Raw genomic sequence first — 26,555 nt, forward strand, 5'->3', positions numbered from 1 at the left:
CGTCGAAACACGCGTGCCGTTGGTCCGGATCAGCCGCTAATCTCCTCTGCTCCCTCAACCTTTGCTTCCGCACGGCGGATGCGTTCGCTGGCCAGCAGCACGACAGGGCAGTTGGATGCGGCAAGAACCGCCGTCGCGGTGTCGCCGAAAAACAGTTCTTCGCCCGGTCTTTGGGTAACGCCCATCACCACCATCACGGCGCCCTTGGTCACCTCCCTGACAATTGCCCTGTCGGGCGTGGCGCGGGTGCGGATCGCGGTGTCGACCTGCACGCCGTAGCGGTCGGCGAGGTCGGCGATATCCTTCAGCATGGCTTCCTCGCGGCGGTGCGACACGGATGTCGAACTTCCGGCCTGGCGCGCCTGCGACACATAGAGAACCTTGACGCGAGCCCGGTTGGGGCGCGCCAGCGCCAGTGCCAGATCGGCGGCGCGGCGTGAGACCTCGGTGCCGTTGACCGGAACCAGAATGCTGGTTCCCGGCCTCAGGATCGGCATCTTGCCAGCCGATTTGGCGCCATTCAGCACCAGGCACAGCGGGCCATCGAACCCCTTGGTGATATCGTTCAAGGCCGGTGTGAACGAGCCTTTTTGTGTGAGCGTGTTCTCCAGGCCGATCAGCAGCAGGCCGTAGCCCTTGCGGGCCTCTTCGGCGATCGTCTCGGCGGTGGCTTCGGATTTGGTGCGAGCGGTCAGATGCACTTTCTCTACCGAGGTGTCCTCGGCCTTGCTAACCGCCCTGGCGCTTTTTTCCGCGCCCTTCTTCACTTCCTTCAAAGCCTGGTCCGGCCCCTTGTCACTGGCCGGACCGGCGATGTGTCCGCCTTTGAGGTGCAGCAACGTGGTGGGCATGCCGCTGCCGCCGCCGACCAGCCCGGCGAGATAGGCGGTGAACTTGCCGACGCTGCTGTCATCGACAAGCAGCAGCAGCCGCTCGAGCTTGGAGACGAAGCCGCGCTCATCCAGCAATTCGCGGTCGACGCGCTGCTTTTCATCGCTGCCGATGGGCAGGCGTCCAAGCGCCCAGCGCAGCATGGGCGGCATGACGAGCGTGGTGATGACCGCCATGGTGACGATCATGGTGAACAGGTTGTGGGAGAGAATGTTCATCGACAGGCCGATGCTGGCGACGATCACTTCGGTGGAGCCGCGCGCGTTCATGGCGCTGCCGACGGCGGTGGCTTCCTTGAGCGACATGCCGGCGAACCGGCCGCCGATGAAGGCGCCGCCGAACTTGCCGATAGAAGCTATGAGCACCAATGCCACGGTCAGCATGGCCAGCGTCGGGTCGGCGAGCACGGTGAGGTCGGCCGAAAGCCCGGCCATGCCGAAGAAGATCGGCATGAACAGCGCGGTGATGACGCCGCGCAACTGGCCCTCGATGTGATCGGACAGGATCGGCGACTCGCCGATCAGTATGCCGGCGACGAAAGCACCGAGCACGGTGTGCACGCCGATCATGTTGGTGGTCAGCGCCATCACACCCATGATGATGAGGATGACGGTGATGACGGCGTATTCGCTGCGAAACGTGTCGTTGGTCCAGCGGATCAGCGTGAACACCAGGCGGCGGCCAAGCGTGAAGGAAAACACCATGAACAGTGCCACCTCGGCGACCGTGGTGATGAGCGGCAGCACTTGCAGGCTGCCATTGGTGGCGATGCCGAAGGTGATGGCGATGATCAGCCAGCCGATCGTGTCTTCGATGATCGCCGAGGAGATGATGACCTGGCCGAGGTTACGGCGCATGAAATTCATCTCGCGCACTACCATGGCGACGATCTTGACCGAGGAGATCGAAAGCGCGGTGCCGAGAAACAGCCCGGCGACGATGCGCTGCGTCGGGTCGGGCAACAGGCTGTCCGGCAGCACTTGCGCCAGCGCGAAGCCGCAGGCGAAAGGCACGATGACGCCTGTGATCGAGATCGAGAAACAGGCCGCACCGACGCGGCGCACCAGCCGAAGATCGGTCTCCATGCCGGTCAGCAGCAGAAGCAGCAGGATGCCGAGCTGCGAGACGGCATCGATCATGCTCTTCTGCGCCGGTTCTGTCGGAAAGATCAGGTGCTGCGCCGATGGCAACAGCCAGCCGAACAGCGACGGGCCAAGCAGGATGCCACCGATCAGCTGGCCCATGATCGCCGGTTGGCCAAAGCGCTGGAAAATCTCGCCGAGGCCACGGCCCACAATCAGCAAGAGAACGATTTCGGCGATGAATATGCCTTCGGCCGAACCGCCAAGACCCGAGCTGTGGCCGGTTGGCTGCGCCGCCAGGAGCGGACCGGATGCCATGGCCAAGGCCAGAGCCACGAGCAGTATCGCCGCGAAACTGCGTTTCGGCGCCGCAAGCAACCGGTTCATGAATCCCTCAACACCCAATGCACTGGTGGCAACAACGCGCGAGCACTGGTTGCGTTGCAGCGATGGCGGCTAGACGTGAACGTCTCCAAAAGAAAGTTCTCCGTCATCACCCATCGTGACGAAGGCGGCGATCAGCAAGGCGGCATAAAAGGCGGCGACGGCAATCACGATGGCAAAGCCCGGGATGGGACCGAGCGCGGCGCCATCCACCGCCTCACGCAGCGAGCCGACAAAGCCGACCTTCACCCCCGCGCTCTGCAGGCTGGGCGTCGATATCTTGAGCACCCAGGCCAGCAAGAGGATCAGGAACAGATAGATGTAGTTGCGGCGTAACCTGCGCGCCAAGGCGACACGCTGCGAAAGCAGGAATTTCGGTGCGCGCAGACCTTCAGCGACGATGAGGAGCCAGTCCGATGCGAATTCAGGCTGCGGCGAGAACACTTGCGCGAAATAGTGGCGCTCGAACTGGCGAACACGCGCGCGGTAGAAGTCGAAGAACCGGTAGCGGCGCGCCTCGATCCAGAGCAGCAGCAGCACCAGAAGCATGGCGAACAACAAGACGCCATGATGGGCGCTGGCGGTGGAGAGTGAGACGGACAACATCGCCGCCACGACGGTAATGGCCCAATTCGTCGTTCTGTCGAGCCGATCCCGCCACCCTGCCATCCGGGCGATTTCCGCGCGATGGAAGTGCGACATCGTGTTGACAAGCTCGGCCGATGAAAGCGCCCGTCCGACCGGCATTGCCGCGCCATCGTTCATGGGGACCTCCGCCACCGTTTAAACGGTCGGCCAAGGATATCGTTCCATGGCCTGGATTGCCGCCATCGCCATCGTGCCATCGCGGCGCGGTGACTTCCTGATGTTGCCTTCGATCAGAGGGTCTGGTGGCCGCGCAGCCAGACGGATTTCAACGCAAGCGCGCTGTCGAGGACAACGAAGCTGGCGAGGCTGCCCGGCACCAGCCGGCCAAGTTCGCTCAGGTCGAGATATTCGGCCTGGCGCGTGGCGCAGAGATCGGACGCCTGCGCGACCGACAGGCCGAGCGACACCAGGTTGCGGAAAGCGTCGAGCATGGTGATGGCGCTGCCGGCGAGAGACGAGCCGTCGGCCAGCATGATGGTCAGCCCTTTCTTGACGATCGGATGATCGCCGCCAAAATTGTAGTTTCCATCCGGGCAGCCGGCGGCGGTGGTCGCGTCGGTGATGGCATAGAGACGTGGAATGGCGCGATAGGCGGCCAGCACCAGGGCCGGATGCACATGGTTGAGGTCGCAGATCAGCTCGGCGTAGCGGCCCCTGGCCAAGGCATAGGCGGCGACGCCCGGCTTGCGGTGGTCGAGGCCCGACATGCCGTTGAACAGGTGCGTGAAGCCTGACAGGCCATGCGCGAAGCCGCTGGCGGTCTCTTCGAAGGTGGCGAGGCTATGGCCGACCTGCACGCGGCAGCCGCGCGCCGTCAGCGCTTCGATGACCTCGATGCCGCCGGGAATTTCCGGGGCGACGGTGGCGACCACCAGACGGCAGATGCCGGCCCATTTCAGCGCAAGGGCGGCATCTCCCTTGCGCGTGATATCGCGCTGGGCGCCGAGCTTGCCCGGATTGATGAAAGGGCCTTCAAGATGTGCCCCGAGCACAGTGGGCTCGTCGGGGCGCGGCGACAGCCGCACTTTCTCGATATCGGCCAGCGACCGTTCGATGACCTCCACCGTCGATGTCGAGGTGGTGGGCGCCATCGCCGCCGTGCCGCTGGCGGCATGGAAGCGGGTGAACTGGCGGATGGCGTCCTCGCCACTGGAATAGTCGACGCCTTGCGCGCCATGCACATGCAGGTCGATGAAGCCGGGCAGGATATACGGCAGGTCCGGCTTGTCGGTGACGAACACCGGCTCGCCCTCGATCCTGGCGACGCGGCTATCCTCGCAGACAACATGGCCATGCACCCAGCCCGATGGTGTCAGCACATAGCCAAGGGGGGATGTTTTCGCGGACATCATTTTCACCTTTCGACTTCGACTTTTCGCGCGGTTCAGAGATGGCCTGGCGATCAGCCCGAATGGACCGGCTGCCGCGCGGCCAGCATCGCCGCGCCGCGCACGCCGCTGGAATCGCCATACCTGGCAACGACGATCGCCGGCGCGCGCATGCCGCCGATGAAATGTCCCGGCATTTGCCGCGCCAGCAATTCGGCAACGCCCTCTATGCGCGACAGGCCGCCGCCAAGCACGATGCAGTCAGGGTCGATCGTACCCTGGATGGTGCGCAGCAACTCGCCGACAATGTCGGCCCAGACGGTGAGGATTTCGGCGAGATTGGCGTCGCCGGCGGCAGCGCCGCTGGCGATCTGCTCCGGTGACAGGTCGAGCCCTTTCAGGCTCCTGGCCAGCGCCGTCATGCCGGGGCCGGAAACCAGGGTTTCATAGCAGCCGTAGCGGCCGCAATTGCACTGCCGCATCGGCAAGGTGACTTGCGGTGCGGCATTCATGGCGATGCCGAAATGGCCGACTTCGCCGGGCAAGCCGTTCAGACCCACGACCAGCTGGCCCTTGTGGCAGACGCCGGCGCCGCACCCGGTGCCGAGGATGAGGCCGAAGACGGTGTCATAGCCTTCGCCGGCGCCGCCATTGGCTTCCGAAAGGGCAAAGCACTTGCAATCATTGTCGACCGGCACGGCAAAGCCCAGCCGGCGCGACAGTTCGTCATGCAGCGGCCGGTTGGTGGCCGGCAGGTTGGAGGTCAGCGACAGGCCGGTCGCGCGTTCGATGAGGCCGGGAATGCCGACGCCGACGGGCAGGGCGGCTGTTCCGGCCTCGGCGCGCAGCCATTCATACTGGGCGACCAGCGCGTCGAGCAATTCATCGAAGGATTGCCTGGGTGTCGGCACCCGCCGCCGCGCGATCTCCTTCAGATCGGGGTCGAACAGGCACGCCTCGATCTTCGTGCCGCCAAGGTCGATGCCGCCGAACATGTTCAGTGCGCCGCCGGGTAGGGATAGAGCGTCACGCCGTCGACGACGCGCGACAGATTGCCCTCGGTGAACGGGTTGTCGACATTGATGCGTAGCGCGTCGGACCAGGCGATGGCCTGTATCTGCGCCGCCAGCACATAAAGCACGCTGCTCCAGGCATCGTTGCCTATCATCGGCACATGCAGGTCGACATTGGCCTTGTCGGGCCCAAGCGTGACGGCGCAGCCGGCGCCGAACTGGGCGCGGATCTCGTTGGCGGCATCGAGGTCATATCTGCGCGTGTGCGGGTCGCTGGACATGAGCACATGCACGCGGGTCTCCGCGTCGACGACGGCTTTCGGGCCGTGGCGGAAGCCGAGCGTCGAATCCCAGGCGGTGGGGATGTTGCCATGCGCGAGTTCCAGCACCTTGAGCGCGCTTTCACGCGCTGATCCGGTGAGGGGACCGCAGCCGAGGAAGACGGCGCGCGACGGCGGCCGGCGGCCAGCGCGGGCGACCAGCAGGGCCGCGTCAAGCACGGTCTCGCCGGCATCGGCAAGACGGCCAAGCGTTTCACCAAGCGCCAGCGGCGGGTGCGGGTCGAAACAGGCCAGCGCGCTGAGCAGCATCGTGGTGTAGCTCGAGGTCATGGCAAAGCCGGCATCGTTGGTTCCGGCCGGCATCACCACGGTGCGCTGCTCGCCGGGCCCGGGCGGCTGCCGCGTCGCCAGTGCGCCGGCGGCGTTGCAGGTGAAATGCAGACGGTCGGCGCCGGGCATATGGGCGTCGAGCAGATCGAGCGCGCCGATCGTCTCGGAACTGTTGCCGCTGCGCCCGAACGACACGACCAGGATGCGGCGGTCGGTGCGGACAAAATTGCCGGGGCAGCTGACCAGATCGGTTGTCGGCACCGAACGAAAGCGTGGCTGGCGCGGTGGCGCGTTCAGATAGGCGCACAGCGTGTCGCCGATGAAGGCGGAGGTGCCGGCGCCACAGAACCAGATCTCGGCGTGGCCGCGCTCCGCGATCCAGGCCGCTATCGCCTCGGCGTGATGGCCGAGCGGATCGGCCCAGCCGCGCCAGATGCCTGGCTGCGCCATCGCTTCGTTGAAGGTCACCCAGCGTTCGAGGGGATCGTTGCGGGTCTGCTGCTTGGCGCTCATTTTATGCTGTCTTCACCAGTGTGGTCCGCGATCAGAAGCTTGACGCCACGGTCGCGCAGGCTGCTCTCGATATCTGCCGGAATGTTGCGATCCGTGACGATCGTGTCGATGCGCTCGATGCCGCAGAAACGGTGCAGGCTTGGGGCGCGGAATTTGGTCGAATCGACCAGCACGACAAGGCGCCGGCTGGCATTGGCCATGGCCGCGTTCTGGTGTGCCTCGTCCTCGTTGAAGGTGCTCAACCCATGCTCCGGGTCGATGCTGTCGGCGCCGAAATAGACCGTGTCGAAGCGCATGTTCTCAAGCGACTGCTCGACCATGCGGCCGGTCAGCGCGCGCGCATCGAAGCGCACCGTGCCGCCGGGCAGCATCACCGTGTGCTGCCGGCAGCCCCACAGCGTCTCGATAATGTTGAGGCCGGTGGTGAGGATGGTGCGGCCGGAGGCGGCGCGCAGATGCTGGGCGAAATACTGGATCGTCGAGCCGGAATCGAGGATCAGCGAGCGGTCGCTGTCGATCAGCTGCACGGCCTCCCTGGCCACGGCCATTTTCATCGCCCGGTTGACGAAGGCCTTGTCGGCGATCGTCGGTTCGAGGAAGGGCCGGCTCGGATTGGCATTCTCGGCCACCAGCGACATGGCCAAAGCGATACGGAAATCAGGAACGCCGTCAAAATCATAGTGGCGGCAGAAGCGCACGACGGAAGGTTCGCTGACGCCGGCGGAGGCGGCGATTTCCTGGATGGAGCGGCCCATGAATTCGGCGGGCGCGCTGATCAGCACATCGGCGATGCGGCCAAACGCCTTGCTGAGCGAGGGACGATCAGCGGCGATCCTCTCGATCAGGGAGCCTCTGGATTGCATTTGATCAACGGTGCTCATCACTCACCATGCCAGCCGCGCTGCTGGTTTGCCTGCCTCGGGTTGCCCCATCCACAACAAGCCGACATCGTCAGGCCGCCTTCATGCGGATGTTCTTGCCGTTACGGTCGAAGATGATGACGCTTGCCGCGGTAATGTCGAGCAGAAGCTCTTGCCCCGCCGCGAACCTTGCCTGCCCGGTCAAGCGAATCGTCATCGTCTGGCCATCCACGAGGTGACCATAGAGGATCGTCTCGTTGCCGAGATGCTCGATCACGTCGATCGTCAGCTTCAACCCGCCGCCGCTTGCCGATACCGACACGTCTTCGGGCCGGATGCCGAGTTCAACGCCGTCGAGGTCGCCAGCCCGGGCGGGGTCGATGGGCAGTTTCAGGCTTTCGCCGCCGGGCAGCGTGACGGTGACATCCGTGCCGTCGCGGTGCGTCGCCATCACTTTGACGAAGTTGATCGAGGGCTGGCCAAGGAAGCCTGCGACAAACTTGTTTTCGGGGTGGTTGAACAGGTCCAGCGGTGCGCCGACCTGTTCGACGATGCCGCTGTTCATGATGACGATGCGGTCGGCCAGCGTCATGCCTTCCACCTGGTCGTGGGTGACATAGATCATCGTGTTGCCGAGCGTGGCGTGCAGCTTGGCCAGTTCGACGCGCATCTCGGCACGCAGCGAAGCGTCGAGGTTGGATAGCGGTTCGTCGAACAGGAACAGCTTTGGGCTGCGGGCGAGCGCGCGGCCGATGGCGACGCGCTGGCGCTGGCCGCCGGACAGTGCCCTCGGCTTGCGCGCGAGCAATGTCTCCAGCTTCAGCAGTTTGGCGATCTCTATGACGCGGGCATCGATGACCGGCTTCTTTTCACCGGCGATCTTGAGGCCGAAGCCGATGTTCTGCGCCACCGTCATGTGCGGATAGAGCGCGTAGGACTGGAACACCATGGCGACGCCGCGCTTGACCGGATCGGCACTGGTGATGTCGGTGCCGTCCTGGACCATGCGGCCAGACGAGACCGGCTCAAGCCCGGCGATGCAGCGCAGCAATGTCGACTTGCCGCAGCCGGATGGGCCGACAAGCACGACGAATTCGCCTTCGTTGATCGACAGGCTGACGTCACGGATGACGTCGACCGCGCCGAACGACTTCTTGATGTTTTCCAGTTCGAGGCCTGCCACCGCAATGTCTCTCCGTTTTGCCCGTCAGGGCTTTCGATCTCGATTTCGGGTGTAATTCATTTTTGTAATTTTACAACAAAAATATGCTGCGACTGATTGCGGCTACATAAACCACTGCGTGCGAACCCCTATGTAAGAAGTCGAGGATCGAGGCTTGTGGTGCCCAGCGGACTGGTGCCTGGCAGCGTGCTCAAGTTGCTGAATGGGGCCGTTTGTTCGCGCGGTCCCGTCGTCACTATACCATGCGGAATGTCTCATAAAGCCTTATGTTTATGCTGTTTTATGCGAATCTTCTGCTTGTGGCTGAAGCGTCGCCGTGCCCGTTTTCGAGCGCAGGAGATATCAGGATGCGCTCGCTTTCCTATGTTTATCCGATCGCGCCTGGGGCGTCTTTTGTTTCCGCAGATCACAGCGTGGAAATGGCCTTGGTGATCGCCCTGTGAAAATGACTGTAATTTTATGTTGCAATATTACAAAAAATAATTACGGTTTCGGCCTGTCACATGGATCGCGTGGGGCTGCCCGAAGGCTATGGCAGGCGTGATCGCCAAGAAAACAAGGGAACAATCATGATGTCGTCCGCGTCGCGTTACGCTCTTTCGGTACTGACCTTAACCACCGGCCTGACCGCCTTTGCCGGCGCCAGCCTCGCTTCCGAACTCACCTTCTGGTCCATGTGGAACGAGCCGGAGCCGCAGGCCGAGGCGCTGCGCACCATCATGGACGCCTATACAAAGGCGCATCCCGAGACGACGTTCAAGGTTGTGTGGAACGGCCGCCAGAACCAGACCAAGCTGCGCGGCGCGCTGCAGGCTGGAACGCAGGTCGACTTCATGGACCAGGACGGCGACCAGCTGGCCGGCGGCCTGCAGAAGCAGGGCCAGGCGTATCAGCTCGACGAGGCGCTCGGCGACGGTTTCAAGGACACGCTGCTGCCCGGCGCCTATGACATCTACGCCGAGGGCGGCAAGCATTTCCAGATCCCCTACGTCTACAACACCGTCAACTTCTGGTACGACAAGGAGATCATGAAGGCTGCCGGCGTCACGGCGCCGAAGACCTGGACGGAACTGCTCGCCGTCTGCGACGCGGTCAAGAAGACCGGCAAGCATGCGCTGGTCGTCGAGGGCAACGACACCGCCTACACGCTGCTCTACTTCTCCAATCTCATGGAACGTGAGCTCGGGCCGAATGCGGTCGTCAAGACCTTCGAGGACAAGTCGGGCAAGGCCTGGCTCGACCCGGCGGTCCTCGATTCGGCCAAGAAGGCCTACAGCCTGTGGGACAATTGCATTGCCGCCGACGCGCGCGGCTTCCAGTACCCGGCGGGCCAGCAGACGATTGCGCTGGGCGACTCGATGGCCGAACTGGTTGGCTCCTGGCTGCCGACCGAGCTCAGCTCGTCAACCGGCAGCGATTTTGCCTGGGGCGCCTTCAATTTCCCGGAAGTCGAGGGCGGCAAGGGCAAGCAGACCGACCTGCAGGTGGCGCTGCTGTCGATGATGGTGCTGAAGACAGCGCCGCATCCGAAGGAAGCGATCGACTTCCTGAAATACCTGACCAGCCCGGAAGCGCAGAAGGTGCTGGTTGAAAAGGGCGGCGTCGGCGTGACCGCCAAGGGCGTGGCCTGGCCGGCGGTGCTGGCCGATGCCTACACGGCGGCGCAGAACGCCACCACGCTGACCAACATCTATGGCGGCATGAGCATCAACTACGCCGATTTCTACACGACGAAATTCGCGCCCGAGCACAACAAGATGTTCCTCGGCCAGGTCACTCCGGAGGACTTCGTCAAGATGATGTCTGAGGAAACCAAGAAGTACTGGGAAGGCAAATAGGCCTTCGGATCTTCCATTCCGTGGAGCGGCCGTTTCCATGCCGCTCCACGGCTTTTCCCAGGCATGAAACAGGTCAGCCGATGGGCCTTGTCAGAGGTAAAATCTAATGCGCCGACGCATGGTGGCGGTCTTCCTGGCCCCGGCATTGATCCTGTATCTGGGCTTTGTCGTGCTGCCGGCGCTGCAGGCCTTCTATCTCTCCTTCTTCCAGACATCCGGCTTCAAGGACCAGGAGAAGTGGGTCGGCTTCGGCAACTACGTGCAACTGGCCGGCGACCCCGTGTTCTGGCTGGCGGTGACGCATATGCTGCTGATCCTGCTGGTTGGCGGCGTGGCGGTGTTCGGCTTCGCCTTCCTGTTCACCATGCTGGTCAATTCGGGCCTGTGGGGCAAGAAACTGTTCCGCGCCCTGATCTTCATGCCCAACATCATCGCCATGGTCGGCCTGTCGACCTTCTGGTCCTTCGTCTTCATGCCACGCTACGGACTGTTGACCAATTTCTTCAAGTCGCTCGGGCTGGATAGCCTGGCCAGCGTGGCGTGGACGGCGCCGGAACATGTGTTCTGGGCGATGCTGGTCGGCGTCGTCTGGATCTTTGCCGGCTTCTTCACCATCCTGATCTTGGCCGGCGCCGACAAGATCCCGACCGACATGTTCGACGCGGCGCGCATCGAGGGCGCCAGCAATAGGCAGATGTTCCGTTTGATCACCGTGCCGATGATCTGGGACGTGATCGTCATCACGCTGGTTCTGTGGGTGATCGAAGCCATCAAAATGATGGAATATCCCTATGCGTTCGGTGGCCCCAACATCGACCAGAACCTTTATACGCCGGCGATCTACCTGTTCATCATGGGCTTCGGCCAGCGCGATCCGGTCTACCAGCTTGGCTATGCCACGGCGATCGGCGTCGCCATGTTCGTCTTCACCATCGTTGCCGTGCTGATCGTCAGCGGCGTGTCGCGCCGCGAACGGGTGGAGTTCTAGATGCGTGCGTCCCTGATGGCGGCTTCGCCGAAGAAACTGCTTGCCTATCTGATCCTGGGCGCCTGGAGCGGGCTGTCGGTCTTCCTGGTGGTCTGGGTGATCATGGCCTCGCTGAAGAACACGCGCGGCCTGTTCGGCCAGCCATGGAGCCTGCCGACCAGCCCGGTGTTCGAAAACTATGTGAAGGCCTGGGTCTCCAACCGGTTCGAGCACTATTTCCTCAACAGTTTCCTCGTTGTCTCCTGCTCGGTGGTGGCGCTGCTTCTGGTGGCGGTGCCCGCCGCCTATGTGCTCAGCCGTGGCCAGTTCAAAGGCCGCAAGACGCTGCTCAACTTCTTCATCTTCGGCATGGGCGTGCCGATTCCGCTGCTGTTCATCCCGCTGGTGGTGCTGACGACGGAGCTTGGCATCGTCGACACGCTGGTCGGCCTCGGCATCGTCTATGTCTCGATCGCGCTGCCCTTCACCATCTACGTGCTGCAGGGCTTCTTCTCGTCACTGCCGTCGGAGCTTGAATCGGCCGCCATCATCGACGGCTGCTCGGACTGGCAGGTGTTCTGGCATGTCATGCTGCCGCTGGCCGCACCCGGCGCGGCGACGGTCGCCATCCTCAATTTCGTGGCGCTGTGGAACGAGTACCAGATCTCGCTGGTGCTGATTAACAGCCCGGAAAACCGCACCTTGTCGCTCGGCATCTATTCCCTGATCACCTCGATGCAATATTCGGGCGGCAACTGGCCCGGCCTGTTCGCCGGCGTCACCATCGTCATGGTGCCGACCGTTGCCCTCTACATCTTCCTGTCGGAGCGCATGATCAGCGGCATCACCATGGGTGGTGTGAAGTGAGGGGCGGCATGAAGGCCGATCTCAAGAGCTTCATCCGCCGCAACCGCGCCGGCCAGCCGGTGGCGGTGCCCTCGGTCTGCTCGTCGCATCCCGATGTCATCGCTGCTTCGGCAATGCTCGCGCATGAATATGATGTGCCACTCCTGATCGAGGCGACCAGCAACCAGGTCAACCAGTTTGGCGGCTATACCGGCATGCGGGCGGCGGACTTCATCGGCTTCGTCTCAGGCATTTGTGCCAAGGCTGGACTACCGCGCGACCAGATCATTTTCGGCGGTGATCATCTTGGCCCACAGGTGTGGCGCGCCGAGGCCGCCGACACCGCGATGGCGCATGCGCGCGAGCTTTTGAAAAGTTTTGTCGAGGCCGGCTTCACCAAGATTCACCTCGACTGTTCGGAAGGCTGCCGGGGTGAGGCGGCTCAGGTCAGCGATGCCGTCAGCGCCGAACGCACGGCGGCACTGGCGAAAGTGTGCGAAGAGAATGCACCCGATGCCGGATCGTTGAGCTACATCGTCGGCACCGAAGTGCCGCCGCCCGGCGGGGCGCGTGCCGGCGACGACGGCATCGTCGCGACATCGCCCGACAGCGCCCGCGCCACACTCGCCGCGCAGCGCGGCGCCATCGAACGGCATGTGTCCGGCAAGGCCTGGGACCGGGTCATTGGCCTGGTGGTGCAGCCCGGCCTCGAATTCTCGGCCAACGACGTGCATCGCTTCGACAGCGGCGCGCCAGATCTTCTCTCGGCGGTGCTGACGGATCACCCGCATCTGGCCTTCGAGGCCCATTCCACCGACTACCAGCGCCCGGACGTTTTTCCGGAACTGGCACGGCGGCATTTCGCCATCCTCAAGGTCGGCCCGGCGCTGACCTTCGCCTACCGCCAGGCCATCTACGCGCTGGACCACATCGGCGCCTGGTATGGCTCGTCCGACCGCAGGAATCCGCTGCCGGCGACGATGGACGCGCTGATGCTGGCCGAGTCGGCGCATTGGGCAAAGCACTATACCGGCAGCGCCGCCGAGGTGCACCGCTTGCGCCATTTCGGCTATGCCGACCGCATCCGCTACTATTGGCCAAAGGCGGAGGGTGCTGTCAGGGCGGTGATCGGCGGGCTGGAGCAAACCAGCCCCGAGCCGCCGCTGATCGAACAGTATTTCGCCCCGGCGGTAATGGCGCGTGCCGAGACCTTGCAAGGCGCCGGCGCCAGCTGGCCGCGCGCGCTGATCCTGGCCCAGATCCAGGAAGCGCTGCTGCCCTATTTCGCCTGCTATGGCGAGGGCGGCTGACGGCTGAGCCGAGAGACCGCGCCGTCTACTGCGCGCCGCCGATCCAGTCGACCAGAAGCGCGGCCACGCCGAACACCGCGCCGGTGGCGCAGACTAGAGGCCACCCACCCCAGGCCCAGGTGATGCCGGCCAGCATGGAACCAATGGCGCCGCCGATGAAGAAGATGCCGACGAACAGGCCGTTGAGGCGGCCGCGTGCCGTGGGCTGAAGCAGGTTGATGGCGCGGCGGCCAAGCGTCTGATCACCGGTGACGCCGATATCGAGCAGCACGGCGCTGACGCCCATCAGCACCAGCGGCCACCATGACGGCCCATCGGACCCGGCCCAGGCGGCCAGCGCCAGCGCGCCGATCAGCACGAGATGGCAGGCGATGGTCGCCGGCCGCGTCCAGCCTCGGTCACCGGCCCGGCCGAACAAAGGCGTGACCACGGCGCCACCGGCGCCAACCAGCGCGAAGAGTGCGATGCCGCGCTGCCCAAGGCCGAAGGGCGGCAGTGCCAGGCGAAGCGCCACGGCTGTCCAGAACAGGCTGAACGCGGCCATCACCAGGCTTGCCGTCAGGGCGCGCCGCCGCAGCACGGGTTCATCTTTGAGCAGGCGCAGCAGCGACGCGATCAACGCGCCATAGGAGGATTTCGCCGCCGGCCTGCGCCGTGGCAAGGTGAAGGCGAGCACGATGGTGAGCAGCACGAGAGCCGCCGCGCTGAGGCCATAGAAGGCCCGCCAGCCCCAGGCATCGGCGACGAGGCTGGCCAGTGGGCGCGCCAGCAGGATGCCGGCCATCAACCCGCTCATGACATCGCCGATGACGCGGCCATCCTGTCCGGGCGGCGCCATCGAAGCGGCGATCGGCACGAGGATCTGGATCGCCGAGCAGGCAGCACCCAGAATGAACAGGACGATCAGCAGCGAGGCAGCGGTGGGCGCGAATGCCGCGATGCCGGCCGCCAATGCCGCCGCGATCAGCATGCGCATGATCAGTGTGCGGTTTTCGGAGAGATCGGCCAGCGGCACCAGGAAGAACAGGCCGGCGGCATAGCCGAGCAGCGTGGCCATGGCGACAAGCCCGACGCCCGCGGCGCTGGCGCCCAGTGAAGGGCCGATCAGGCCGACCAGTGTCTGCGGCGCGAACAGGTTGGTGACGATAACGCCGACGGCGGTGGCAAACAGCAGCGTCTGCGCACCGGTGATGGTCTCGGCGGGCAGGCGCTCGCACAACTGGCCGTCATTCATTCCGGGCATGGTTAGTCCTCGAATTGCATATCGTTAGAGGACTTTATGCCAAAGCATTATCATGCTACAATTCAATCAATTGAATAATGATTATGCGAGATGCGCATGAATATCCATGATCTCGAGGCCTTCGTGGCCGTGGTGGAAACCGGCTCGATCGTCGGCGCCTCGGCCCGGCTCAACCTCACCCAGCCCGGCGTGACGCGCCGTATCCAGAACCTGGAGGAGGGGCTGTCGACGGCACTGCTTGACCGCCAGTCGAAGCCGCTGAAACCGACCGCTTCCGGGCGCGAGGCCTATGAGCATGGCCGCCGCGTGCTGCGCTCGCTGGAGGACCTCAAGGCGGGCGTGTCGCCCGCCGGCGAGGTCAAGGGCGAGTTCCGTCTCGGCATCATGCCTTATCTCTCGGACGCGGCACTTGCGCTGCCACTCGACTCCTTGCGCGCCACCTATCCGCGACTGACGCTGCGCATCACCTCCGGCTGGTCGCCAAGGCTGGTCGAACAAGTGGCGCGCAGCGAACTTGACGCCGTGGCCGTCTGCCTGGCCGATGGCATCGATCCGCCGGACGAACTGGTCCGTGACGATCTCGGCGTGCAGTCGGTGCTGCTGGTCGCTGCTCCCGGGCTCGGCGTGCCGAGGCCAGCCAGTCTTGCCGAGCTGTCACGTTTTCCATGGGTGATGAACGAAAACGGCTGCGGCTTTCGCGCCTTCATCCGTCACAGTTTCGAGGCGGCACGGCTGCCCTTTCAGGTCGGCGTCGAGGCATTGAGCGCGGACCTTCGCATGTCGCTGGCGGCGCGCGGCCATGGCATAGGCATCGTCACCCCCGGCGCTTTCGCCGGCAGCCCCTGGCGGGATGCGGTCGAGATCATCGACTGCCCGGATTTTCGGCCGCGAGTGCGCGCATGGCTGCTGCATCGGCCACCGGCGGGCCGGCTCAGCCGGCCCATCGCGCTGTTTCGCGACGCGCTGCTCGAAGGGCTCAAGGTGCCGATGCCGCTGGTTTCGTAACTGGGCGGGCTGCTGCTGGGCCGACCTTGCCGTGCGTATTCTCAAGTGGCAAACATGGCTGGAAGGATCGAGGCGCTACAATGAGCAAGACCCTGTCCGGCACCGCCGCTTCAGCTGGCAAATCCGTGCGGCGCAAAGCGGCCATGGCGCTGACCGAGGCGCTGGTTGCCCGCACCTTGCACGTGGTCGAGGATGCCGGGCCGACGCCCGGCCTGGTCTACATGACCGATGCCGACTACGCGCGCTTCCGCGACGAGGTGCTGGCTGGAGCACCGCCTGGACCGCTGAAGCTTTTCGCCTATGGGTCGCTGCTGTGGAAGCCGGTGGGCGAACTCAAAGGCGGCGAGCGGGCGGTGGCGACCGGCTGGCATCGCTCGTTCTGTTTCTCGGTGAAGCGCTTTCGGGGCACGGAGGAGCAGCCAGGCCTGATGATGGCGCTCGATCGCGGCGGACAGTGCCAGGGCATGGTGTTCGATATCGCCGAGCCGGTCGAGGATAATCTCGAAGCGCTGCTGCGCCGCGAGATGACCATCTTGCCCGCCGTCAACGTGCCGCGCTGGCTGCAAGTCAGAACCGCTGACGGTGTCTCGCGCGCTCTCGGCTTCGTCGTCGATCCGGTCAATCCGCGCTATGTCGGCAAGATGGACAAGCAGGCGATCGCGGCAACGCTGGCCAAGGCAGTCGGCCATTGGGGATCAGGTGCCGAATATCTGTTCGAGACCATCCGCCATCTCGAAGCCTGCGGCATCCGCGACCGCAATCTGTGGCAATTGCAGGCACTCGTGGCCGAGGAGATCGAGCAGAAGCGATAATTTAATGAATTGAAAATAGTTGTGGTCCAACGATGACCTGAAGCATCGGGCGTGTGGGCCAACAATGAAGTCCTCCACTGGAGACCATTATCCGGCGCTGGATCATGTCCGTGGCCTGGCGGCTTTTCTGGTCTTCACCTGGCATTTCCTTCATGTGTCCCCAGACGCGATAGTGCCCTATGGTTTTGTGCCGGCTCTTCCCGTGTTCAGTCTTCTGGATGAAGGACACACGGGCGTGTCGCTGTTCATGGCGCTCTCCGGCTATCTGTTCGCCAAGCTGCTTGACGGAAAACAAATCCGGTATCTGCCTTTCTTCGCCAACAGGGCACTCAGATTACTGCCGCTGCTGGTGGCCGTCATATGCATCGAGGCTTGCCGCAGATATCTGGCGGGGCAACCTTTGGACGAGTATTTCACGGGAGTTGGCAAGGGCTTCATTTTCCCAACGCTGCCGAATGGCGGCTGGTCGATAACCGTCGAAACGCATTTCTACTTGTTGCTGCCGTTTCTGCTGATGGCATCCAGGAAGTTCCTGTTCGCCCCCTTGCTGTTCATCGCGGCGGCCATTCTGCTGAGGATCGCTCTTTGGGAGCATTTTGGCGAGGTGCAGCTGGCGGCGTCCGTTACCATCATCGGGCATGCGGATCAGTTCCTGGCCGGCATTCTTGCCTTTCATCTCCGCGCCTATGCAAGGGACCGGCACTGGCTGGCGCTGGCCGTCTTCATACTGTTTTCGGGGTTCTTCTGGTGGTTCGACACCGCTGGCGGTTTCTACCAACTGGGGCGATATCCATCGCCACACGGGATATGGATCATCCTGCCAACGCTTGAGGCGGCGGCCTATTCTTTCGGTATCGCATATTACGACACTAGCTTTTCCACGCGACGGACAAGCCTGCCACTCAAGGTCCTGGAGAAGGCGGGGTCCTATAGTTATTCGATCTACCTTCTGCACCTGTTTTTCGTGTTTCAGCTGGCCAAGGCTATCAACGACAACGTCATGGACATCAGCAATTTCTATGTCGCTTGCCTTTGGTCCGTGGTCTGCTTCGTCGCCACGATACCGATCGGCTATCTCAGTTACACATGCGTCGAAGCACCTTTCCTGCGCCTGCGTCTGCGCTACGCGGTCGACAAGCGGGAAACAACTGAAGCGATCGTGCCTGGCGTTCGATCCGTGGTTGCCAATTAGTGCATATGTGGCGCTCAGCGCATTTGCTGACACCGGTGTTGTGATTGGCTAGTCTTGCCGGATGCTGATGGGTTCATGCGCCTGCGGACGGGTCCGCTACAAGATCGATGGAAAACTCCTCGGACCGGTGACCTATTGCCATTGCTGGCGATGCCGCAAACATTCGGGCTCCAGCTTTGGAACCACGGCGGGGGTGCGTGCCGTGGACTTTAGCATTGACCTCGGCGCCGAACTGTTGCGCAGCTGGGAATCCAGCCCCGGCGTGCATCGCTTCTTTGCCGGCTGTTGCGGATCGCCGATCTACAAGGTGGACAATGCCGCCCCCGAGGAACTCGGTTTCAGGCTCGGCACCCTCGATGTCGACCCGTCGGTCACTGTCGACGAGCATTTCATGGTCGGGTCCAAGGCGCCCTGGGTCGAGATTGCCGACACGATCCCTCAACTGGCCGGAGGGGCGCCGTTTGGAACCCTGGATTAACGCTGCCCTGTCGGGAAATATTAAGCGCTGCTAGGCGATTGTCAGGGCGCCTTCTGGGAAGGCGCGGAGATGACAGAGCCTAATCATGCCCGACATGCCGTACAGCCCAAAAGGTCCCGCGCGGCCGAACGCGTCACGCCCGCGCAGTGCCGGTGGCGCTGCCGATGATCGTCTGCGCGAGCGCCAGCGTGATGCGGCAACGATCGCTCGGCTCAAGGCGGAACTCGAGGCCCAGGCGGCCGTGATTTCAAGGCAGACCGTTTCGCTGGCGCATAGCCGCAAGATTTTCGACCGTGCTTCCGCCGCCGCGCGGATTGGTGTCTGGGAATGCAGCCTGCCCGACGAGCAGCTGCGGTGGACCGATGTGGTCTTCGATCTGTTCGACCTGCCGCGCGGCGCGATGCCCGACCGCAAGCTGACGCTGGAATGCTATCCCCCGGAATCGCGCAAGGCGCTGGAGACCTTGCGCAGCCGCGCCATCGCCGAGCGCAACGGCTTTACGCTGGACGCGGAAATAACCACCTTTGCCGGCCGCAGCCGCTGGATCCGCATCACCGCCACTGTCGAATGCGAGAATGATATTCCCGTCCGCATCTTCGGCATGAAACAGGACATCACCGAGGAAAAGCTGGTGTCGGACCGGATGCGTTATCTCGCCGAATTCGACGTGATGACGGGCCTGGCCAATCGCGGCCAGTTCCAGGCCCGGCTTGCAGATCCGGCCAAGGCGCCCGGTGCGCTGCTGCTGATCGACCTCGACGGGTTCAAAGGGATCAACGACACACATGGCCATGTCGCCGGCGACGATTGTTTGAAAGAGGCCGCCCAGCGCCTTGCCGGCGTGTGCGCCGAGGCGGAACTGGTGGTCCGTGTCGGCGGTGACGAGTTCGCCGTGCTGCTCGGTCCGCATCACCACCGTGGGGCTGTTGCCGAACTCGCACGCGCCATCATCGAGACGATGGGCCGGCCGGTCAGTGTTCGCGGCAAGCCGCTCAAGCTCGGCGCCTCGGTCGGCATCGCCTTCGCCGAGGTCGGCGCCTCCTGCGACCTGTTCATGAAAGCCGACACCGCGCTCTATGCCGCCAAGGCAGACGGGCGCAACACGTTCCGGATCTTCAAGCCAGAAGCAGGCGCGACAGGCCGAAGCGTCGCCGCCTGAGCGCGCGAAGAAGGCACGCATCCTTCTGCATGACGGTGATCGGGTCGATTTTTCGGAACGGCAAGACATAGCCGCGGCTATGCCTCGCCTGTTCCGGTAGCGTTGGGCGGGACCGCTCTCCAATCCCGCCAGACTTGTCACCCCTCCACACAAAATCACGACAGACTTGTCACTCACGCAGGCCGCCGAACCTGCCTAGCCTGGTTGGTGTGCAGAACAAGTCACCCAACCCAATAGGAGAGTGTCGTGAGGAAGTTGATCGCTGGAATGCAGATGTCCGTCGACGGGAAGATCGAAGGCACCGAGGGGTTCGCGGACTGGGTCGAGACCTGGTCGGACAATTACAACGTGATGCCGCAGATCGATGCCTGCCTGCTCGGCGCGAAAATGTACCCGGGCTATGAGTGGTACTGGAGCGCGGTGCAGAACGCGCCGGACCAGCCGCTGCCAATGACCAACAGGCTGCCGACGCCCGCCGAACTCGACTGGGCCCGTTTCGCCGCCAAGACCCCGCATTACGTGCTGTCGAGCACGCTCGACAAGGCAGCTTGGCCGCTGACGCGCTTCGTTCGCGCTCTTGATGACATCGCTGCCCTGAAGCAGCAGCCCGGCAAGGATATCTACCTGATGGGTGGGGCGCATATTACCGCCAGCCTCATCGAAGCCGGATTGGTCGATGAACTGCGCCTTGGGCTGCATCCGTTGATTGCCGGCGAGGGCAAGGCACTGTTCGGCACGGGGAAACTTCGCCGCCAGCTTGACCTGCGCAATGTCGAGCAGCTGAAGGACGGCCGCGTCAACCTGATCTACGCGGTTCGCTAGCAATCCGGCGGTGATCGAGGCCGGCTCGCGCCAACCCTCCGATCCTTCACATCAGTTCAGACCTGACAGAACTGTGATCACGGTCGGCACATGCCGGCCGTGTCCGGTCTGATGCCGCATCCACACGAACTCAAAGGAAACACTCATGCGACTGATCAGGCTGAAGGCGCCGGGCGGTTTGGAAAACCTCAAGTTGGCCGAGGAAGAACCGCCAAAGCTGAGGCCGGGCGAAGTGCTGGTCAGGATCCGCGCCAGTTCGCTAAACTTCCATGACCATTTGGTGATGCTGGGGAAAATCCCTTGCGCCGATGGCCGAGTCCCGATGACCGATGGCGCCGGCGAGGTGGTCGCGGTCGGCGACGGCGTCGATGAATTCAAGCCCGGCGACATGGTCGTCAGCACTTTCTTTCCGAATTGGCTGGGGGGAGAGCCGACGCCTGCCGTCAAGCGCAACATACCGGGCGACAGTATCGACGGTTACGCCAGCGAATATGTGTGCAAGCCGGCGCACGCCTTCACCAAGGCGCCGGCGGGCTACACGGCTGTCGAAGCGGCGACACTGACCTGCGCCGGTGTCACTGCCTGGCGCGGACTGGTGGTGGCGGGGCAGGTGAGGTCAGGCGATGCGGTGCTGATCCTCGGCACGGGCGGTGTGTCGCTGTTTGCGCTGCAATTCGCCAAGGCGGCGGGCGCCCGCGTCATCGCCACCTCTTCCTCCGAAGCGAAACTTGAAGAGCTGAAGCGTTTCGGCGCCGATGAGGTCATCAACTACAAGACCGTGCCGGACTGGGGCCAGAAAGCAAAGGAATTAACGGGCGGGCGCGGCGTCGACCATGTGGTCGAGGTCGGCGGGCCAGCCACCTTGGCGCAGTCGATAGCGGCCTGCCGGATGGGCGGGCATATTGCTCTCGTCGGCGTGTTAACAGGATTTGTCGCTGAAGTGTCGATCCCAGCGCTGTTCTCCAACCAGATCCGCATCAGTGGCATCTCGATCGGCAGCAGGGCGGACCAGGAGGACATGGTCCGGGCAATCAATGCCAGTGGTTTGAAGCCGGTGGTCGACCGCCGTTTCCCGCTGCAGGAAATCGGCGCTGCCTTCGCCTACTACGAATCCCAAAAGCATTTCGGTAAGGTCTGCCTGGAGTTCTAGCAGATCGCTCGGGGCAAGCGTAGCAGCCTGCCGGGCGCACGAGCGCCTATTTGCATTTGGCATGCAAGGCGTTGGCGAAAGGGTGCTATGGAAAGCGATCGGGCAAGGCATTGCCCGATATTCCAGACATTCGAGGTTATTTCGTGCGTGAGCCGTCGCTGCTGCCCGTCTTTGGAAAACTTGGCGTCAAGGCATCCGTCACGGCGGTGGCCGCACCGGTGCGGTCGGAAGGCATCGCGTCGTGGCTGCGGGAGCTTGCCGCCGCGCATGGCGGCATGCTGCTGAAATTGGCGGTTGTCGCCTGGACGGCCATGATCCTGGCCGCCGTATTCTTCATGCTGCAGGCCTGAGCGCAGAGACAGGACGCCAGATGGCAAACCGCTACGCATTGCGCATGGACTTGCCGCAGAGCTGGACCATCATCGACGTCTTCACCGGCCAGCCTGCCGTGGTCAGGCAGAAGGTGCTGGTCGGCATGAGCCCGCGCGAGGCCGAGGATCTGGTGGTGCAGATGAACGTTGGTGATGTCCGGCGCCGCGAAAGGGCCGAGCGCAAGGGCTGATCCCGCGCCGGACGGCGCAAGGCAATGACCTTGCCCGCTGGGAAGCGCACTAGCGCGACCAATTTTTCAAACAGAGGATTTCCGGTGAGACCGAGCCTGAGGGAAAAGATACTTGAAATCTGCGACCGCAAGATCGCCGAAAAGGGCGCAGGCGTCGGGCTGTCGTTCTATGCGTTTTTCGCCAACAGGAACGACGATCCTGAACTTTTGATGGAAGCCGCAGAATGGTGGATAAGAACCCACCGCCTCGATCATTTTGAAAAGGCCGCGAAGATACGGGCCTTGCTTGATGAGACAGAGGCCGGCTGAGCGCTTTCAAGCGCCGGGAAAAGGCCCGGCCCCGTTACCCGATCTCGACATGCCACCATTTTGGCCGGCCGTCGGGGAAGGAGTGGCTGGCTGGCATAAGCTCCTTGCCGGATGGCTTGTCGAAAACACCGAGCAGCAGAGCGATCACCGGCTTGTCGTCAATGGCGCCAAGCGAACTGCCACAAGCCGGGCAGAAGGCGCGGCTCGATGCGTCGGACGAACGGTAGACGGATGGTCTGCCTGTGGTCCACGTCACCCGGTCGCTGGGAAATTCCACCCAAGCCGCGGTCAAGGCGCCGGTGTGGCGCTGGCACATGCCACATGAGCAGGTGTGCGGCGCATCGGCCGGGCCGATTGCCTCGAAACGGACAGCGCCGCAAAGGCAGCCGCCAGTGTATTTTCCAGGCTTTGACACTCGTCCTTCAGTCGCTGCCAAAGTCAATTCCGCGAACCTCCGTATCACCGTGGCCGGCTTGGCGCCGGATGGCGGTTCATAGCGAAAGTCCGATAGAATCGCGATGCGGCCTATCGCACGGCCCCTAAGTCTTGACCCGCTTGTCAGCCGAAGTCGGCTGCCGTCAGCAGGTACAGGCTCTTGTGGGTGCGCTCATAGGCTTTCGCCGCGACGCCATGGATGGCACTGCTGCCGGCATCGAAGGCGGCGAGATAGCCGGCCTCGCTGGCGGCACTTCCCGGCTGTATCTTGGCCATGGCGCTGGCTTCGACCAGGAAGGAAATCTGCGCCATGCCGTCATGGCCAACGAAGCGGATCTGACCGGCCCTCTCGTCGTAGCTGCGGCTGCGGTTGGGGAAGGTCAGGCTCATAACTTGGCCTTGGCCGCCGCCGGTTTCCGGGCCGCGGCCTTCTTCTTCGGCGTCGGATTCAGGGCCTCGGCAACGCGGTCAGCCTCTTCCTTGGCCAGCCGCAACTCCCTGAGCTTCGCCGTCTTGATCTCCCTTAGCCTCGCTTCGGACATGTATTCGGCAGTCGCCTTGTTGCGCTCGGCGGTTTTCTTCTGCTTGTCCATGAAGCGGGCCTCAGCTTTTTCCATGATGCTCGGGTTGGCTTCGGCCATGGCTGAAATCTCCTTGGTGGTTGATATCGTTGAAACGGAATTCCCATCTAAAATAGGTGTTGGAATGGGAAATTTCAAATTTTGAAATATTTGAAACCAACTGAATATCAGGAAACGGATCAGCGAAATAATACTTTTCAATATTTATCGGCATCGGCGAATAATTTTTGGCACTCCTATCTATCGAGTGCCAAAGCGCCTATAGAAAGGGCGCGGTCGCCATCATGCCGGCCCCAGAAAAGAGTCCCCATGAAATTCCGGCCACTCCACGACCGCGTCGTCATTCGGCGCGCGGAAAGCGACACCAAGTCCAAGGGTGGCATCATCATTCCCGACAATGCCAAGGAAAAGCCGCAGGAAGGCGAAGTGATCGCCGTCGGCCCGGGCGCTCGCGACGAAAACGGCGCGCTTGTTGCGCTCGACGTCAAGGCGGGCGACGTCATCCTGTTTGGCAAATGGTCGGGCACCGAGGTCAAGATCGACGGCGAAGACCTTCTGATCATGAAGGAAGCCGACATCATGGGCATCATCGACAAGAGCGAAGCGGCCAGCACCGGCAAGAGCGAAGCGATTGGCACCGGCAAGGCCGGCGCGTCCAAGAAGGCCGCCTGATCTCACTCTCCTCCGAACGAACTGGATAAAAAAATGTCTGCCAAGGAAATCAAATTCTCCACCGATGCGCGCGACCGCATGCTGCGCGGCGTCGAGATCCTCAACAACGCCGTCAAGGTGACGCTCGGCCCCAAGGGCCGCAATGTCATCATCGACAAGGCCTATGGCGCGCCGCGCATCACCAAGGACGGCGTTACCGTCGCCAAGGAGATCGAGCTCGCCGACAAGTTCGAGAACATGGGCGCGCAGATGGTGCGCGAAGTGGCCTCCAAGACCAACGATCTCGCCGGCGACGGCACCACCACCGCCACGGTGCTGGCCTCGTCGATCCTGCGCGAAGGCGCCAAGTTCGTTGCCGCCGGCATGAACCCGATGGATTTGAAGCGCGGCATCGATCTTGCCGTTGCCGCCGTCGTCCAGGAGATCAAGGCACGCGCCAAGAAGGTCAAGTCCTCGGCTGAAGTCGCGCAGGTCGGCACCATCGCCGCCAATGGCGATGCCACGGTCGGCGAGATGATCGCCAAGGCCATGGACAAGGTCGGCAATGATGGCGTCATCACCGTCGAGGAAGCCAAGACCGCCGATACCGAACTCGATGTCGTCGAAGGCATGCAGTTCGATCGCGGCTATCTCTCGCCCTATTTCGTCACCAATGCCGAGAAGATGCGCGTCGAGCTAGAGGACCCCTATGTCCTCATCCACGAGAAGAAGCTTGGCAACCTGCAGGCGATGCTGCCGATCCTCGAAGCGGTGGTGCAGAGCGGCAAGCCGCTGCTGATCATTTCCGAAGACGTCGAAGGCGAGGCCCTGGCGACGCTGGTCGTCAACAAGCTGCGCGGCGGCCTCAAGGTCGCGGCGGTCAAGGCGCCGGGCTTCGGCGATCGCCGCAAGGCAATGCTGGAAGACATCGCCGTGCTGACAGCTGGCCAGATGATCTCCGAGGATCTCGGCATCAAGCTGGAGAACATCACCATCGAGATGCTCGGCCGCGCCAAGCGGGTGCTGATCGAAAAGGACACGACCACGATCATCGACGGCGCCGGTCCGAAGGCGACCATCCAGGCGCGTGTCTCGCAGATCAAGGCGCAGATCGAGGAAACCACCTCGGACTACGACAAGGAAAAGCTGCAGGAGCGTCTGGCCAAGCTGGCGGGCGGCGTTGCGGTCATCCGCGTTGGCGGCGCCACCGAGACCGAGGTCAAGGAAAAGAAGGACCGCATCGACGATGCGCTGAACGCCACCCGCGCGGCGGTTGAAGAAGGCATCGTGCCCGGCGGCGGCGTCGCGCTGCTGCGCGCCCGTTCGGTGCTCAACGGCCTGACCGGCATCAATTCCGATGTCACCGCGGGCATTGCGATCGTGGCGCGGGCACTTGAGGCGCCGATCCGGCAGATCGCCGAGAATTGCGGCGTCGAAGGCTCGATCGTCGTCGGCAAGCTGACGGACAGCAAGGACCACAACCAGGGCTTCGACGCCCAGAACGAGACCTATGTCGACATGATCAAGGCCGGCATCGTCGATCCGGCAAAGGTGGTGCGCACCGCATTGCAGGACGCCGGATCGATCGCGGCACTTCTGATCACCGCCGAAGCGATGATCACCGACATCCCGGCCAAGGATGCCGCGCCCGCGGGTGGTGGCGGCGGCATGGGCGGCTACTAAGCCGCTTCTCCGGGGCCCGGAAATCGGACCTGGAACCGACTTTCAAATGCCCGGCCATTGTGCCGGGCATTTGTACATCCATGCCCGGCGGTCGGCATCGCCACTTTCCGCTCAGCCTCAGCACAATGTCACGCGTCAGGGTGCGAGTTCGACCGTCTCGGCCGAGCCCGGATGGGGAACCGCCGATCCGGCGGGTTGCCGAAACCGAACCGCGATTCCCGCAGCGAAGACTAGCCATGTTCGCGGGCGAGGGTTGCCGGCATGTCAGCCAAGGCCGCTTTCCAGTCCGATCTCGCCTCCAGGCGGCGTAGGTCTGGTTTTCAAGATCGCTTTGTGCCAGCCTGTACACAACCGAGCACGAGGCTTTCACCATGACAGCTAGCACCACGATGACTATCCGCGTTACGCCTGAAATCAAGGAAAAACTTGGCCGGCTGGCGACGAACACCAGACGCAGCAAATCCTATCTCGCGGCTGAAGCGGTTGCCGCCTATGTCGACCGCGAGCTCTCAATTGTCGACGGGATCAAGCGCGGTATGGCCGATGTCGCGGCCGGTCGCGTGGTTCCCCATGATGACGCCATGGCGGAACTCCATGCCGTCATCGATGCCGCCAAGGGCGGCAAGGCGTGACGCGAGCCGTTCAGTGGTCGCGCGAAGCCCTGGACGACCTCAAGCAGCAGCTTGCCTATATCGCCGCCGACAATCCGGCGGCGGCGGGCCGCGTTGCGGACCGAATTCGTGATACCGGCGCGGCGCTTGGGAAAATGCCAACTGGTCGGGCGGGGCGTGTGTCAGGCAGCTATGAGAAAGTCGTCACCGGTTTGCCCTACATCATCGCCTACTCGCTCACCGCGCCAGTCGACCGGGAAGTCATATCGATCATTCGGGTAATCCATACGTCGCGAGACTGGCAGCCGGAGGATTGGCCGGAATGAACCCGGGGCGCCGTGAATAGATGGCGTCGCACGGCTTTCGGAGGCGGTGGAATTCACGCTAT

The 26,555-nt window shown here is 63.1% G+C and carries 29 protein-coding genes; 18 read left to right on the plus strand and 11 right to left on the minus strand.

The window, feature by feature from the left end; translation table 11 throughout:
• Positions 1-29: 29 nt before the first annotated feature.
• The 7 genes from GA829_RS14865 to GA829_RS14895 form a co-directional block, all read right to left on the minus strand.
• Positions 30-2,291, minus strand: a complete 2,262-nt coding sequence (locus GA829_RS14865; RefSeq protein WP_195179654.1) for a cation:proton antiporter domain-containing protein — start codon at positions 2,289-2,291, stop codon at positions 30-32.
• A 138-nt stretch (positions 2,292-2,429) separates the two neighbouring features.
• Positions 2,430-3,122, minus strand: a complete 693-nt coding sequence (locus tag GA829_RS14870; RefSeq protein WP_195179209.1) for a DUF2270 domain-containing protein — start codon at positions 3,120-3,122, stop codon at positions 2,430-2,432.
• A 113-nt stretch (positions 3,123-3,235) separates the two neighbouring features.
• The gene (locus GA829_RS14875) at positions 3,236-4,354 is read right to left on the minus strand and encodes an N-acetylglucosamine-6-phosphate deacetylase (protein WP_195179210.1); all 1,119 of its coding nucleotides are present in this window, start codon (positions 4,352-4,354) and stop codon (positions 3,236-3,238) included.
• Positions 4,355-4,407: 53 nt separating this feature from the next.
• On the minus strand, positions 4,408-5,328 hold the full coding sequence (locus GA829_RS14880) for an ROK family protein (protein WP_210337767.1): 921 nt from the start codon (positions 5,326-5,328) through the stop codon (positions 4,408-4,410).
• A gap of 2 nt (positions 5,329-5,330) precedes the next feature.
• On the minus strand, positions 5,331-6,470 hold the full coding sequence (locus GA829_RS14885; RefSeq protein ID WP_195179211.1) for an AgaS family sugar isomerase: 1,140 nt from the start codon (positions 6,468-6,470) through the stop codon (positions 5,331-5,333).
• A complete protein-coding gene (locus GA829_RS14890) occupies positions 6,467-7,351 on the minus strand; it encodes a transcriptional regulator (protein WP_195179212.1) in 885 nt (294 codons plus the stop codon). Before GA829_RS14890 ends, GA829_RS14885 begins: the two co-directional genes overlap by 4 nt.
• A 70-nt stretch (positions 7,352-7,421) precedes the next feature.
• Positions 7,422-8,513 (minus strand): ABC transporter ATP-binding protein, encoded by a 1,092-nt coding sequence (locus GA829_RS14895; protein WP_195179213.1) that lies wholly within the window; start codon positions 8,511-8,513, stop codon positions 7,422-7,424.
• 569 nt (positions 8,514-9,082) lie between these two features.
• On the opposite strand from GA829_RS14895, the gene GA829_RS14900 reads away from it, so the two are divergent.
• The 4 genes from GA829_RS14900 (at position 9,083) to GA829_RS14915 (ending at position 13,474) form a co-directional block, all read left to right on the plus strand.
• Positions 9,083-10,351 (plus strand): ABC transporter substrate-binding protein, encoded by a 1,269-nt coding sequence (locus GA829_RS14900; RefSeq protein WP_195179214.1) that lies wholly within the window; start codon positions 9,083-9,085, stop codon positions 10,349-10,351.
• Positions 10,352-10,457: 106 nt separating this feature from the next.
• Complete coding sequence (locus GA829_RS14905; protein WP_195179215.1) at positions 10,458-11,339, plus strand: carbohydrate ABC transporter permease; 882 nt, start codon at positions 10,458-10,460, stop codon at positions 11,337-11,339.
• On the plus strand, positions 11,340-12,185 hold the full coding sequence (locus GA829_RS14910; protein ID WP_195179216.1) for a carbohydrate ABC transporter permease: 846 nt from the start codon (positions 11,340-11,342) through the stop codon (positions 12,183-12,185).
• 8 nt (positions 12,186-12,193) lie between these two features.
• Entirely contained in the window at positions 12,194-13,474 is a 1,281-nt protein-coding gene (locus GA829_RS14915) for a class II D-tagatose-bisphosphate aldolase non-catalytic subunit (protein ID WP_195179217.1), read from the plus strand.
• Between the two features lie 25 nt (positions 13,475-13,499).
• On the opposite strand, the gene GA829_RS14920 is transcribed toward GA829_RS14915, so the two are convergent.
• Positions 13,500-14,717: an MFS transporter gene (locus tag GA829_RS14920; RefSeq protein WP_195179218.1), complete on the minus strand. Its 1,218-nt coding sequence runs from the start codon at positions 14,715-14,717 to the stop codon at positions 13,500-13,502.
• 96 nt (positions 14,718-14,813) lie between these two features.
• Between GA829_RS14920 and GA829_RS14925 the strand changes: the two genes are divergently transcribed.
• From GA829_RS14925 to GA829_RS14970, 10 genes are all read left to right on the plus strand, one after another.
• Positions 14,814-15,722 (plus strand): LysR family transcriptional regulator, encoded by a 909-nt coding sequence (locus GA829_RS14925; RefSeq protein ID WP_195179219.1) that lies wholly within the window; start codon positions 14,814-14,816, stop codon positions 15,720-15,722.
• 80 nt (positions 15,723-15,802) lie between these two features.
• A complete protein-coding gene (locus GA829_RS14930; protein WP_195179220.1) occupies positions 15,803-16,534 on the plus strand; it encodes a gamma-glutamylcyclotransferase in 732 nt (243 codons plus the stop codon).
• 64 nt (positions 16,535-16,598) lie between these two features.
• Positions 16,599-17,726, plus strand: a complete 1,128-nt coding sequence (locus GA829_RS14935) for an acyltransferase family protein (RefSeq protein ID WP_195179221.1) — start codon at positions 16,599-16,601, stop codon at positions 17,724-17,726.
• A 67-nt stretch (positions 17,727-17,793) separates the two neighbouring features.
• The gene (locus tag GA829_RS14940) at positions 17,794-18,204 is read left to right on the plus strand and encodes a GFA family protein (protein ID WP_210337769.1); all 411 of its coding nucleotides are present in this window, start codon (positions 17,794-17,796) and stop codon (positions 18,202-18,204) included.
• An 85-nt stretch (positions 18,205-18,289) separates the two neighbouring features.
• Positions 18,290-19,363, plus strand: a complete 1,074-nt coding sequence (locus GA829_RS14945) for a diguanylate cyclase domain-containing protein (RefSeq protein ID WP_195179223.1) — start codon at positions 18,290-18,292, stop codon at positions 19,361-19,363.
• Between the two features lie 246 nt (positions 19,364-19,609).
• Positions 19,610-20,185, plus strand: a complete 576-nt coding sequence (locus GA829_RS14950; RefSeq protein WP_195179224.1) for a dihydrofolate reductase family protein — start codon at positions 19,610-19,612, stop codon at positions 20,183-20,185.
• A 145-nt stretch (positions 20,186-20,330) separates the two neighbouring features.
• Positions 20,331-21,335 carry a zinc-dependent alcohol dehydrogenase family protein gene (locus GA829_RS14955; protein ID WP_195179225.1) on the plus strand — a complete coding sequence of 335 codons (1,005 nt, stop codon included), beginning with the start codon at positions 20,331-20,333 and terminating at the stop codon, positions 21,333-21,335.
• A 143-nt stretch (positions 21,336-21,478) separates the two neighbouring features.
• A complete protein-coding gene (locus GA829_RS14960; protein WP_195179226.1) occupies positions 21,479-21,685 on the plus strand; it encodes a hypothetical protein in 207 nt (68 codons plus the stop codon).
• A gap of 20 nt (positions 21,686-21,705) precedes the next feature.
• Positions 21,706-21,897, plus strand: coding sequence for a hypothetical protein (locus tag GA829_RS14965; protein ID WP_195179227.1), 192 nt, complete (start codon positions 21,706-21,708; stop codon positions 21,895-21,897).
• An 84-nt stretch (positions 21,898-21,981) separates the two neighbouring features.
• Positions 21,982-22,206 carry a DUF6500 family protein gene (locus GA829_RS14970; RefSeq protein ID WP_195179656.1) on the plus strand — a complete coding sequence of 75 codons (225 nt, stop codon included), beginning with the start codon at positions 21,982-21,984 and terminating at the stop codon, positions 22,204-22,206.
• A 34-nt stretch (positions 22,207-22,240) separates the two neighbouring features.
• Here the strand turns inward: GA829_RS14970 and GA829_RS14975 are convergent, their stop codons facing one another.
• From GA829_RS14975 to GA829_RS14985, 3 genes are all read right to left on the minus strand, one after another.
• Entirely contained in the window at positions 22,241-22,621 is a 381-nt protein-coding gene (locus GA829_RS14975; RefSeq protein ID WP_258052297.1) for a GFA family protein, read from the minus strand.
• A 143-nt stretch (positions 22,622-22,764) separates the two neighbouring features.
• Positions 22,765-23,031 (minus strand): DUF1488 family protein, encoded by a 267-nt coding sequence (locus GA829_RS14980; protein WP_195179228.1) that lies wholly within the window; start codon positions 23,029-23,031, stop codon positions 22,765-22,767.
• Positions 23,028-23,282, minus strand: coding sequence for a hypothetical protein (locus GA829_RS14985; protein ID WP_195179658.1), 255 nt, complete (start codon positions 23,280-23,282; stop codon positions 23,028-23,030). Before GA829_RS14985 ends, GA829_RS14980 begins: the two co-directional genes overlap by 4 nt.
• 249 nt (positions 23,283-23,531) lie before the next feature.
• Here GA829_RS14985 and groES point away from each other — a divergent pair, with 249 nt between their 5' ends.
• The 4 genes from groES (at position 23,532) to GA829_RS15005 (ending at position 26,493) form a co-directional block, all read left to right on the plus strand.
• Positions 23,532-23,894 (plus strand): co-chaperone GroES, encoded by a 363-nt coding sequence (gene groES, locus GA829_RS14990; RefSeq protein ID WP_195179229.1) that lies wholly within the window; start codon positions 23,532-23,534, stop codon positions 23,892-23,894.
• A gap of 33 nt (positions 23,895-23,927) precedes the next feature.
• Positions 23,928-25,556, plus strand: a complete 1,629-nt coding sequence (gene groL, locus GA829_RS14995; RefSeq protein WP_195179230.1) for a chaperonin GroEL — start codon at positions 23,928-23,930, stop codon at positions 25,554-25,556.
• Between the two features lie 371 nt (positions 25,557-25,927).
• Positions 25,928-26,188 (plus strand): CopG family ribbon-helix-helix protein, encoded by a 261-nt coding sequence (locus GA829_RS15000; RefSeq protein WP_195179231.1) that lies wholly within the window; start codon positions 25,928-25,930, stop codon positions 26,186-26,188.
• Positions 26,185-26,493 (plus strand): type II toxin-antitoxin system RelE/ParE family toxin, encoded by a 309-nt coding sequence (locus tag GA829_RS15005; protein WP_195179232.1) that lies wholly within the window; start codon positions 26,185-26,187, stop codon positions 26,491-26,493. The genes GA829_RS15000 and GA829_RS15005 overlap by 4 nt, the downstream gene beginning before the upstream one ends.
• The last annotated feature ends 62 nt before the right edge of the window (positions 26,494-26,555 follow it).

Source organism: Mesorhizobium sp. INR15 (assembly GCF_015500075.1).
Taxonomy (GTDB): Bacteria; Pseudomonadota; Alphaproteobacteria; order Rhizobiales; family Rhizobiaceae; genus Mesorhizobium.